Genomic DNA, 11892 nt, shown 5'->3' with positions numbered 1-11892 from the left:
GATCATTCATCATATCTATGAGATAGTATGTGGTGATTTTGTGTGCTAATAAAATGGAAGGGAGAGTAATGTAGTGCCCTACCATTTTGTCAACTATTTGTCTTTCAATATGTTACGGATTATAAGTGTCAAAGTCAGGATTAACATCTAAATTTTATCCCTTGCAAAATAAAAGCAATTCTGTTAGAATACTTTTTTGGGTTTCCTTTGAAAAGAAGTAAAAGTGTTTGCCACTAAGACAAGGCACTATTAACGATTAACGATTTACGATTAACAAATAACGAAGTGGTGTCTTCGTGGCTGAATAGTTATCCAAAAATATGCCAATAAACAATCATATAAATTCCATAATATCAGGAGGTTTTAACATGCCCGAAATAAGGGTGGATGAGAACCGTTGCAAGGGCTGCGAGCTTTGCACCAAGGCCTGTCCCAAGGAGTGCATAGCCATGTCCCAGACCTTCAGCGTTACCGGTTATTACCCGGCCAAGCTGGCCAAGACCGACTGCTGCATAGGATGTGGCCTGTGCGCCCAGATCTGTCCCGACCTGGCCATCGAGGTCTATAAATAACCAAAATCAAAAATTCAAATCCCAAAATTCAAAACGAATTTTGAATTTGTAATTTACAACGGAGTTGTTTTATGGGCGAAAAAATCTTAATGAAGGGCAACGAAGCCCTGGCCGAAGGCGCCGTCAGGGCGGGGTGCCGGTTTTTTTCCGGATACCCCATCACTCCGCAGAACGAAGTGCCGGAGTATATGTCCTGGCGCCTGCCGGAGGTGGGCGGGACCTTCATTCAGGCCGAGTCCGAAGTGGCGGCCATCAACATGATTTACGGGGCGGCGGCCACGGGAATCCGCTGTATGACATCGTCCTCATCTCCCGGCATCAGCTTAAAGCAGGAGGGGATCTCCTACTGCGCCGGGGCCGACCTGCCGTTCTTTTTCGCCAACGTGGTGCGGGGAGGCCCGGGGCTGGGCAACATCGCGGCCTCGCAGGGAGACTATTACCAGTCGGTGAGGGGCGGAGGCCACGGAGATTACCGGACCATAGTGCTGGCTCCCAATTCGGTGGACGAAATGGGAAATTTCCCCAAGAAGTGCTATGAACTGGCCGAAAAATACCGGATGCCGGCCATGATCCTGGCCGACGGAATCCTGGGCCAGATGATGGAGCCAGTGGAATTCAAGTTTGAAACCGTGGATCCCAAATCGCTGAAAGAGAAAGGCTGGGAGCTGGGGGTGGACAATGGCCGCGGCAAAAGGATAGTCCGCTCCTACGATTTGCGGGAGGGCGAACTGGAGAAGATCAACCTCAGGCGGATGGAAAAATATCAGGAGATCGAAGCCAGGGAGGTTCTATACGAAACCCGCAACTGCCAGGACGCCGATCTGGTGATCGTGGCCTACGGCACTTCTTCCCGGATAGTTTCGGCCGCCATGAAAATGGCGCGGGACAAAGGGTTTAAGGCAGGGCTGTTCCGGCCCATCACCCTGTGGCCCTTCCCCAGCCAGGCATTGTCTCAAATGGCCAAAAAGGTCAGGAACTTCTTAGTGGTGGAGATGAGCATGGGCCAGTTCGTGCAGGACGTCCGTCTAGCCATCAATGGGCAGGCTGTGGTGGACCTGTATGCCCGGCCGGCCGGAATTCCCGCCAGCGAAGAAGTCTTTGCCGAGATAGAGAAAGTTTATAAAGAGATCAAAACCGCCGGACCAGTCAAAAAAGCGGCTGCTACACCTCAACTTCGCTCGGTGCAAGCACCGGCCCCAAAAACCAAGCCGGCCGCCAAGAAGCAGGTCAAGAAGAGAAAGGTCAAGGTTTCCAAAAAAGCTGTCAAAACCAAGCCGGCCAAGCCACCCAAAGCCCGGCCCGTTAAACGTTCCACGCCAAACGTCAAACGTACCAAGGCGGCTAAAAAGAAGGGAGGGCGTAAATAATGGAGCTGCTGAATAAAAAGCCCCAGAGTCTAGTTGACATGAAAATGCATTACTGCCCCGGCTGTGGGCACGGCATCGTTCACCGGTTAGTGGCCGAATGCATGGACGAGCTGGGCATCCGGGAAAGAACGGTGGGAGTAGCCCCGGTGGGCTGCGCGGTGTTCGCCGATTCCTATTTCAACTGCGACATGATCCAGGGCCCGCACGGGCGGGGTCCGGCCATCGCCACCGGCATCAAGCGCTCCAAGCCGGAGTGTATCGTGTTCTCCTACCAGGGCGACGGCGACCTGGCTTCAATCGGCATGGGCGAGACCGTTCACTCGGCGGCCCGTTCCGAGAACATCACCATCATCTTCATCAACAACGCCATTTACGGGATGACCGGCGGCCAGATGGCCCCCACCACTTTAGTGGGTCAAAAGGCCACTACCTGTCCGTCCGGGCGCAATCCCAAGGTAAACGGCTTTCCCATTAAGATCTGCGAACTGCTGGCCCCCCTGGAAGGCGCGGTTTACCTGGAGCGAACCTCGGTGTACAACGCCCCCAACGTGATCAAGACCAAGAAGGCCGTCAAACAGGCCTTCCAAAACCAGATCGACGGCAAGGGCTTTTCCCTGGTGGAAGTGTTGTCCATGTGCCCCACCAACTGGGGAATGACGCCATTAGAGTCGGCAAAATTCGTAGCCGAGAAAATGTTACCTGTTTATCCTTTGGGAATATTCCGTTCACCCGAAAAAGAAGGAGGGGCCAACTGATGCATCAGGAAATTAGAATCTCAGGATTCGGCGGCCAGGGCGTGATCTCGGCCGGGATCCTTTTAGCCCAGGCCGGCCTGCTGGAAGACAAGCACGTATCCTGGTTCCCGGCCTACGGGGCCGAGATGCGCGGCGGCACCGCCAACTGCTCGGTGGTGATCTCCTCGGACGAAGTGGCCACCCCGGTGGTCTCCCGGCCCGAGACGGTGATCGTGATGAACGAGCCTTCGCTGGCCAAGTTTGAGCCGCTGGTGAAAACTGGCGGGCTGATGATCATCAACAGCTCGCTGGTCAACTCCAAGCCCAGGCGCACCGACATCAAGGTGGCCTACGTGCCCTGCAACAAGATCGCCGAGGAGCTGGGCACCACCAAGATCGCCAACCTGGTGGCCCTGGGCGCTTTCTCCGGACTGACCGGAGCCGTTTCCATCGAGGCCATCTCCAAGGCTTTGACCAAGGTCTTCAAGCGGACCAAGCCGGAGATGATCGAGCTTAACGTCAAGGCCCTGAACAGCGGGGCCGAGGCGGCCCGGTAATCCGGACGACAAAAAAGCCGCCTTGCTTGCAAGGAGGCTTTTTTTACAGGACTGTCTTTTTCAGTGCTTGCCCCGTCCTTTGGACTTAATACTCTTCTCCGGCCTATTTCCCCGGGACTGTTCATTCTTGTCCCAGTGTTTTTCCTTTTCCCATTGCTTCCAGTTGCTTTTGACCTGGGAGTGTTTTAACATAGGATGGCCGGGCGGCAGTTTGCGCCAGCCCGCAGGAAGCTTGAGCATCCCCGGCGGCACTCTGCCGAGCTTCACGAATCTCCAGGGGCCGTTGAATCCGGTGGCCCGGTGCCAGCGTCCCTGATATGGCCGCCACCAAAAGCCCTGATAAAAGAAGATATCCTCGGAACTTTCGGCAATGAAGTAGATATAGGTTCCCGGGATCACCGCCATCACCGGATCCGGAGACACCCTGACGGCTGGAACTCCGATGTTGACGTTGACGTTCACTTCGGCCCGGGCCAGGTTCCCGAGACCAGATGTCAGCAGAACCCCCAATAGCAAATATTCTTTCATACGGTTCTCCTTTCTTTTTAAAAAGCCGTTAGTTTGATGATACCTGAAATATCCGGGTTTGTCAAGATGATTTCATTAAACCCGGATTGACAAACCCTAATCAAACCTGATAAATTAAGCAAATGAACCTTCCCAACAAACTGACCCTGGGCCGGGCATTGATCAGTCCGGTGTTCATGGCCCTGCTGCTTTACGACAACGTCTATAGCCGCTATGCGGCGCTGGCCGTGTTTCTGCTGGCCTCGCTGAGCGACATTTTGGACGGGTACCTGGCCCGGCGCAACGGCCAGCAGACCGGCTTCGGCAAGATCATGGATCCCATCGCCGACAAGCTGCTGATCTCGGTGGCCTTGGTGGCCTTCGTGGCCCTGAAACTTTCCAGCGTCTGGATGGTGATGGTGATCATCGTCCGGGAGTTTCTGATAATGGGCTTAAGGACCCTGGTGGCCTACCGGGGGCAGATCATGGAATCCAGCATTCTGGCCAAGCTTAAAACCTCCAGCCAGATGCTGGCGGTGCTGGCGGTGCTGGTCTTTCTTTGCTGCCGCGATACCCTGGCGGCAAGCGGTTCTTACCTGCCGGAATACCAACTGGCCAATTATATCTTCATTTTGGACGGATTGATTTTCCTGGCTATGTTGCTGACGGTGGTCTCGGGGCTGGATTACCTGATAAAAAGCCGATGGTTGATCCTGGGCCTGTTTAAGGGGAACATGTAAAGTTATGAAAAGGACAAAAAGCAATTTGTTCATCAAAGACCTGGCCTCAGGCCTGTTCGCCGGGTATTGCCCGTTTGCGCCCGGCACCGCCGGCAGCATAGTGGGACTGGTGGTTTGGTGGTTTTGGGCCGACCTGAACATCTGGCTGCAGCTATCTTTCATCGTCACGCTTTTCTTCCTGGGGGTCTGGGCCTCCACTTTGGCGGAGAAGGACTGGGGTCACGATGCTCCCAGGATCGTGATTGACGAAGTGGTGGGAATGTGGATCACGCTTTGGTTGGTGCCTAAAAGCCTTTTGCTTTATGCTATAGGCTTTATGCTGTTCAGGGTATTTGATATCATCAAACCGCTGGGCGCCAGGCGGTCGCAAAAGCTTCCCGGCGGCTGGGGCGTGATGGTGGACGACCTTTTGGCCGGGATGTATGCAAATTTGTTGCTGCAGATCGTTTCAAGGATATTTCTACCGATGATAGCCAACCGGTAAATAATGGCATAAAGTAAATAGCCGATAGCGTAAAAATGAAAGCAGTCATAATCACCATAGGCAACGAGATTCTCTCCGGTCTAACCATTGACACTAATTCCGTTTATCTGGGCAAAGAGTTGGGGTCCATCGGAATCCCGGTTTGCCGTAAAATATCAGTGGGCGATAAGTCTCAGAATATCATCGAGGCTGTCATGGCAGGGCTTAAGGCCGGGCACCTGGTGATCTGCACCGGCGGGCTGGGGCCCACCAGCGATGATCTCACTCTGAAAGTATTGGCCAAGCATTTTAACCGGAAGCTGATATTAAACCAAAGTGTTTTTGAATACCTGAAATCCCGATTTGCCAAGAAGGGGGTGGGAATGCCGGCCTGCAACAAAAAGCAGGCCTTGGTTCCGGAAAAATCCAAGGTGCTCTTCAACTCTCAGGGAACGGCTCCGGGGATTTTGTTCAATCTCAAAAACAAAAAAGTGATTCTGCTGCCAGGGGTGCCGCGCGAGGTCAAAGCCATCTGGCAGGAAAGATTGAAAGACCTTTTGCGGGAAAGCGGGAACCACTACATTATATCGCGGGCCCTACGCACCGCCGGAATTCCGGAGTCGGCCATCGCGGAAAAACTGTCGGTTTTGGAAAAGACCTTGAAACCGGGCGTTCTGGCTTATCTCCCCGGCCATCTGGGGGTGGACCTGAGGGTTACTTTGCACGGCGCCGATCAAAAAACGCTGAACAGGCAGGCCAATGAGATCATCCGGAAGATAAAAATAGCCTTAAAACATCACATCTACGGCTGCGATAAACAAACTCTGGAACAGACGGTGGGTCTGATCTTAAAAAAGAAAAAATTGTCACTATCCCTGGCCGAATCCTGCACCGGCGGGCTGGTGGGCGACAGGATCACCAACGTTCCCGGCAGTTCCCTTTATTTCAAGGGCGGAGTGGTGGCCTACGGCAATCAAATAAAACAGAATATGCTGGGGGTAAAAGCCCAAACGCTTCTAAATCACGGGGCGGTAAGCGTTGAAGCAGTAAGAGAAATGGCGTTGGGGGCAAGGAAAATATTCAAAAGTGATATCGGACTGTCCATCTCTGGAATAGCCGGGCCAGACGGAGGGTGCCCTTTAAAACCGGTAGGATTGGTTTTTATCGGCATTTCCGGCCACCAGGAAATAAAAGTATTTGAGAAAAGATTTTTAGGCCCCAGACGGCAGATAAAGGAGATGGCGGCCCAGATAGCGCTGAACGAACTAAGACTATATCTAACCAGCGTATGAGCCTCATCCGCTGCTTCATAGCCCTGGAACTGCCACAGCCGGTCCAAAAACATCTGGCTGGCATCATCTCCCGGCTCAAGGATCCAGCTACTGATATCAAATGGGTCGATCCCCAAAATACTCATTTGACTCTTAAATTCCTGGGAGAAATAACGTCGGAGCGGCTTAAAAGGGCCAGAGAGACTCTTGTCCAACAAGACGGAAGACACGGATCCATCCGCTGCCGCACCGGGCAGATAGGCGTTTTTCCGGGCTGGAGCCGGCCCCATGTTTTATGGCTGGGGTTCAACAAGGGGGCTTTGGAAATATCGACTCTGCAAAATATGTTGGAAAACAACCTGGCTGAAAACGGTTATGAAAAGGAAACCAAAAAGTTCACGCCCCACCTTACTTTGGGAAGGGTGCGTTCTTCAAGCAATATGGGAAAACTGACGGAAAGAATAAATACCGCACCTTTGGAGGAGATCGAGTTCAGCTTCGGGGAGTTGGCTTTGATCAAAAGCACCCTTACTTTAAGCGGGCCAATTTACCAGCCTTTGGAAAAGATCGAATTACTGTAAATCAGTAAATATTTTAGCCCCGGGACCGCCTTATGATCCCGGGTTTTGTTTTTTTGGCCTAAAAACCCGTAAAACTTACGATTTTGCGGGTTTTCGTTATTATCTCCGCACGTTACCTCATTTATAGCCGTAAACCTTGGGACAATCTGTATTAGAATTTGTCCCGCATAATCAACGGCCGCAAGGCGATACAAACCATTTTCAACTATTTTAATTTTTCATTAACTTTTCCCTTGACATTTAGGCCGTTTTTTATTATAATACAAAACTCTATAAAAACTATAGACAAGATGGAATACTTAGTTCTTTGAAAACTGAATAGGGTCTTTATTAATAAAGAAAGAATAAGCACTTTAGAGCTTGGAATAATAGTCATTGGATTCTGCGATTGATGACTATTGGTTTTTAATATTGTTTTTGGTCAAGCTACAAAGAGCACATGGCGGATGCCTTGGCAGATGAAGGCGATGAAGGGCGCGGTAAGCTGCGATAAGCTTCGGGGAGGTGCAAACTACCTTAGAACCGGAGATGCCCGAATGGGGAAACCCTTCCGAGTAATGTCGGAATACCATGGGAAGAAAACCTAACGGGAAGTAATCCTGTGGAGCTAACCTGGCGAACTGAAACATCTAAGTACCCAGTGGAAGAGAAATCAACTGAGATTCCCCTAGTAGCGGCGAGCGAACGGGGAACAGCCCAAACTCGGTCCTGCGTAATAGCTGGTGCGCGTTGCAGGGCGGGGGTATCAGGGTCGTTAATGATCCCGTGTACCAACCGGGGTTGGAGAGTCAAAAAGTCGTTCCTTAGCCGAAAGGTCTGGGAAGTCCTACCATAGACGGTGATAGTCCGGTAGGCGAAAAGGAAGCGATCTCTCCCTTGACGATACCTAAGTACCACGGAGCACGAGAAACTCTGTGGGAATATGGGGGGACCACCCTCTAAGGCTAAATACTCTCATCTGACCGATAGCGAACTAGTACCGTGAGGGAAAGGTGAAAAGTACCCCTGGCGGGGAGTGAAATAGTACCTGAAACCATGTGCTTACGATCAGTCGGAGCTCCGTATTTATACGGGGTGACGGCGTGCCTTTTGCATAATGATCCGGCGAGTTGCTTGTATGCAGCAAGGTTAAGCCCTTCTGGGGCGTAGCCGCAGCGAAAGCGAGTCTGAATAGGGCGTTTTAGTTGCATGCAGCAGACCCGAAACTGGGTGAGCTACCCATGGCCAGGATGAAGTGACGGTAACACGTCATGGAGGTCCGAACTGGTGAACGTTGAAAAGTTCTCGGATGAGCTGTGGGTAGGAGTGAAAGGCCTATCAAACCCAGGGATAGCTGGTTCTCCTCGAAATATATTTAGGTATAGCCTCGGAAAGTTTGTGGCGGAGGTAGAGCACTGGATGGGGAAGGGATCTTACCAGATTACCGACCCCACTCAAACTCCGAATGCCGTGCACATCAATTCCGGGAGTCAGGCAGTGGGGGATAAGCTTCATTGCCGAGAGGGAAAAAACCCAGATCGTCAGCTAAGGCCCCAAAGTGCCAGCTAAGTGATAAAGGATGTGGAATTTCATAGACAACCAGGATGTTGGCTTAGAAGCAGCCATCATTTAAAGAGTGCGTAATAGCTCACTGGTCAAGTGGTTCCGCGCCGACAATTTACGGGACTATTAAGCTGGCCGCCGAAGCTGCGGACTTGCCCCGATTCATCGGGGCATTTGGTAGAGGAGCGTTGCATTGTAGAGTGAAGCGGCGCCGTAAGGCGCCGTCGACGAAATGCAAGTGAGAATGCCGGAATAAGTAGCGAAAAACCAGGCGAGAAACCTGGTCACCGAAAACTCAAGGGTTCCTGGGGAAGGCTAATCCGCCCAGGGTAAGTCGGGCCCTAAGCCGAGGCCGAAAGGCGTAGGCGATGGAAATCCGGTTAATATTCCGGAACCGCCGATCACGCGTCATCACCTAAGGGGGGACGCAGGAGTGAGATCCCATCCGCGACTGGTAGTGCGGGTCTAAGCTGGTAGGGGGATCCGGTTGGCAAATCCGCCGGGTCGTCAACCCCGAGAAGCGATGGGGAGTCCGTAAGGACGCAAAAGGGATCGAATCACGCTGCCGAGAAAATCCTCGTAGGGAGTTTGATTGGCGTCCGTACCGTAAACCGACTCAGGTGAGTGAGAAGAATATTCTAAGGTGCTCGAGATAACCTCCTTTAAGGAACTAGGCAAATTAGCCCCGTAACTTCGGGAGAAGGGGCCCCCGCTTCCGTCAGGTATATTCATGCTAAAGCGGATTTGGGGCGCAGTGAAAGGGCTCAAGTGACTGTTTATCACAAACACATGACTCTGCTAAGCCGATGAGGCGATGTATAGGGTCTGACACCTGCCCGGTGCTGGAAGGTTAAGAGGAGATGGCGCAGTGAAAGGGCTCAAGTGACTGTTTATCACAAACACATGACTCTGCTAAGCCGATGAGGCGATGTATAGGGTCTGACACCTGCCCGGTGCTGGAAGGTTAAGAGGAGATGTTAGTCGCAAGGCGAAGCATTGAATCGAAGCCCCAGTAAACGGCGGCCGTAACTATAACGGTCCTAAGGTAGCGAAATTCCTTGTCGGGTAAGTTCCGACCTGCACGAATGGTGTAACAAATTGAGCGCGGTCTCAAAGGAGGGCTCGTCGAAATTGTAGTGGCGGTGAAGATGCCGCCTACCCGCAGATGGACTAAAAGACCCCGTGAACCTTAACTGTAGCTTGGCATTGGCTTTTGATAATGCTTGTGTAGGATAGGTGGGAGACTTTGAAGCTGGGGCGCTAGCCTCGGTGGAGTCGACGTTGAAATACCACCCTGGTGTTATTGGGAGTCTAACCTACGTCAGTGAATCCTGGCGGGGGACACTGTCAGGTGGGCAGTTTGACTGGGGCGGTCGCCTCCTAAAGTGTAACGGAGGCGCGCAAAGGTTACCTCAGCGCGGTCGGTAATCGCGCTTTTCAGAGTGCAAAGGCATAAGGTAGCCTGACTGTGAGGAAGACATTCCGAACAGACACGAAAGTGGGCCTTAGTGATCCGGTGGCTACAAGTGGAAGCACCATCGCTCAACGGACAAAAGGTACTCCGGGGATAACAGGCTGATCTTGCCCGAGAGTTCATATCGACGGCAAGGTTTGGCACCTCGATGTCGGCTCATCGCATCCTGGGGCTGGAGAAGGTCCCAAGGGTTGGACTGTTCGTCCATTAAAGCGGTACGTGAGCTGGGTTCAGAACGTCGTGAGACAGTTCGGTCTCTATCCTCTGTGGGCGCAGGAGATTTGAGAGGTCTTGTCCTTAGTACGAGAGGACCGGGATGAACGAACCTCTAGTGTACCAGCTGTCCTGCCAAGGGCAAAGGTTGGGTAGCTATGTTCGGATGGGATAACCGCTGAATGCATCTAAGTGGGAAACCTACCTCAAGATTAGATCTCCCTCCCGATTTATCGGGACTGAAGGCTCCCGGAAGACTACCGGGTTGATAGGCTACAGGTGTAAGTCCAGCGATGGATTAAGCCGAGTAGTACTAACTTAGCCGTGAGGCTTGACCATGAATTTAAAAACCAGTATTCATCGGGCGCATAATCAATGATCCAATTTCCAAGCGCTAAAGATTCTTTATTAATAAAGCCCTGTTCGGTTTTTAGCCCCACCCCTTTCGTGAGCCACATAAAATTCAATTTATTTGAATAGGAAACGATAAATGTTAAAGAAAATACTTTTCATTTTTGTTTTGGCATTATTGGCGGCAAATTTAGGCAATGCTAAAACTTGGGAAGTTCCGTCAGGTTCTTGCGAGAACAAAATAACCGTAGTAGCCGAATTCCCAAGCAATTCGGATGTTGTGTCGTGCAAAATTGTAAAAGTGCCGGAAATGATAAAATATATTTCTTTTATGGATGATAAAAGAAATGACAATCGCAAGGTCATACCTGCGGGTGACGACAGTATAAGAAATAGCTGTATAACGCCGCTTGTAAAATATGCGCCTTTTAAAAGCGCTAACAACCGGGTTAATAAAAAAAGCATATTAAAGGAATATGTTTTTTATTTTGATGTTGATGAAAAAAGTAAAACCGGCGAAACGGGAAAAATCGAACTAAAATTCAGCGACTCTTCCGGTAGGATGTGGTATAAAAATGTTGATATTAAAATTACACCCGGAGCAAATGTTGCACTTAACCCCATAACAGATAAACCCAAAGAAATTAATAATTTGTTTGCCTGCAAACCTAATCCATTTGGAGTGTATACGGAAATAAAGTTTTCATTAGCGAAAAAAGAGGCCGTACAGGTAAGCATTTATGACATCCAAGGCAGGTTGGTAAAAACCATTGTAAATGGGACGATTGCCCCAGGAACGCATCTTCTGAATTGGGACGGGAAAGATAATGCCGGACAATATGCTGCCAACGGAGTTTATTTTATCAGCGTAAAAGCGGAAAGTTTTTACGCCGCCAATAAAGTGGTTTATATAAAGTAGGAAGGAAAAAATATAAATGATAAAAAAATACATTACCCTATTATCTGTTGTAATGTTTTCAATAATTGCAACAAATTACGCCCGGGCAATAGAAATAAAAGAAATTTATAAACTTACGCCCCAAGATGCTGAAACACAAAGCAACTTTAATGCTGATAGGATCACAGGCACAAAAGGTAATTTTGAACTGGAAGGCGCGTGGTTGAGCCCCAGAGATACAATATTTGCCAGCAACGGATATATCTTATATTGGATCAGTATTCATGACGCCAAATTTTACGATAAATTTATCTGGGATTATTTTATCCCTGTTTTAAGCCCTCAAACCGGAATACCAACAGGCGAATATGATACACTTTTCATGGCTTGGTTTACTCATATGCCGCCATATCTTACATATATGCCGCCGGATTCCAGCAATCCCGATACAAGATACTGGGAACCCTATTGGAGATTTTGGTCTGTATATGGAGGAGGAGGAGATTATTTTAATCCCGATAGTTGTTGGGCATTTGGGGTAGGTTTTAGCTTTTTGGATATGGATACTTACTACAGAGATCCAGGCGTGTGGAAAACCGAGGTAAACATGGCGACAAAAACG

11 protein-coding genes and 1 rRNA gene are annotated in these 11892 nt (G+C 50.3%); 11 read left to right on the top strand and 1 reads right to left on the bottom strand.

Annotated elements, in window-relative coordinates; translation table 11 throughout:
• Positions 1-368: 368 nt before the first annotated feature.
• The 4 genes from HY768_04845 (at position 369) to HY768_04830 (ending at position 3230) form a co-directional block, all read left to right on the top strand.
• A complete protein-coding gene (locus HY768_04845) occupies positions 369-572 on the top strand; it encodes a 4Fe-4S binding protein (GenBank protein ID MBI4726540.1) in 204 nt (67 codons plus the stop codon).
• A 71-nt stretch (positions 573-643) separates the two neighbouring features.
• The gene (locus HY768_04840; protein MBI4726539.1) at positions 644-1939 is read left to right on the top strand and encodes a 3-methyl-2-oxobutanoate dehydrogenase subunit VorB; all 1296 of its coding nucleotides are present in this window, start codon (positions 644-646) and stop codon (positions 1937-1939) included.
• Positions 1939-2694 carry a 2-oxoglutarate oxidoreductase gene (locus tag HY768_04835; GenBank protein MBI4726538.1) on the top strand — a complete coding sequence of 252 codons (756 nt, stop codon included), beginning with the start codon at positions 1939-1941 and terminating at the stop codon, positions 2692-2694. The genes HY768_04840 and HY768_04835 overlap by 1 nt, the downstream gene beginning before the upstream one ends.
• Complete coding sequence (locus HY768_04830) at positions 2694-3230, top strand: 2-oxoacid:acceptor oxidoreductase family protein (GenBank protein ID MBI4726537.1); 537 nt, start codon at positions 2694-2696, stop codon at positions 3228-3230. Before HY768_04835 ends, HY768_04830 begins: the two co-directional genes overlap by 1 nt.
• Positions 3231-3290: 60 nt before the next feature.
• Here HY768_04830 and HY768_04825 read toward each other — a convergent pair whose 3' ends face one another.
• A complete protein-coding gene (locus tag HY768_04825) occupies positions 3291-3758 on the bottom strand; it encodes a hypothetical protein (protein MBI4726536.1) in 468 nt (155 codons plus the stop codon).
• A 122-nt stretch (positions 3759-3880) separates the two neighbouring features.
• Here HY768_04825 and pgsA point away from each other — a divergent pair, with 122 nt between their 5' ends.
• From pgsA to HY768_04790, 7 genes are all read left to right on the top strand, one after another.
• The gene (pgsA, locus tag HY768_04820) at positions 3881-4477 is read left to right on the top strand and encodes a CDP-diacylglycerol--glycerol-3-phosphate 3-phosphatidyltransferase (GenBank protein MBI4726535.1); all 597 of its coding nucleotides are present in this window, start codon (positions 3881-3883) and stop codon (positions 4475-4477) included.
• Between the two features lie 4 nt (positions 4478-4481).
• Positions 4482-4961 (top strand): phosphatidylglycerophosphatase A, encoded by a 480-nt coding sequence (locus tag HY768_04815; GenBank protein MBI4726534.1) that lies wholly within the window; start codon positions 4482-4484, stop codon positions 4959-4961.
• Between the two features lie 35 nt (positions 4962-4996).
• Positions 4997-6232 carry a competence/damage-inducible protein A gene (locus HY768_04810; protein MBI4726533.1) on the top strand — a complete coding sequence of 412 codons (1236 nt, stop codon included), beginning with the start codon at positions 4997-4999 and terminating at the stop codon, positions 6230-6232.
• Positions 6229-6792, top strand: a complete 564-nt coding sequence (gene thpR, locus HY768_04805) for an RNA 2',3'-cyclic phosphodiesterase (protein ID MBI4726532.1) — start codon at positions 6229-6231, stop codon at positions 6790-6792. The genes HY768_04810 and thpR overlap by 4 nt, the downstream gene beginning before the upstream one ends.
• Before the next feature lie 414 nt (positions 6793-7206).
• Positions 7207-10360 (top strand): 23S ribosomal RNA (locus HY768_04800).
• A gap of 151 nt (positions 10361-10511) precedes the next feature.
• Positions 10512-11291, top strand: coding sequence for a T9SS type A sorting domain-containing protein (locus HY768_04795; GenBank protein MBI4726531.1), 780 nt, complete (start codon positions 10512-10514; stop codon positions 11289-11291).
• A 16-nt stretch (positions 11292-11307) separates the two neighbouring features.
• The coding region (locus HY768_04790; GenBank protein ID MBI4726530.1) for a hypothetical protein at positions 11308-11892 on the top strand (585 nt) is incomplete at its 3' end.

The organism is candidate division TA06 bacterium, assembly GCA_016208585.1.
Taxonomy (GTDB): domain Bacteria; phylum Edwardsbacteria; class AC1; order AC1; family EtOH8; genus UBA5202.
Note: the sequence above shows the minus strand (reverse complement) of the source record. Positions and strands in the feature narration are given on the sequence as shown.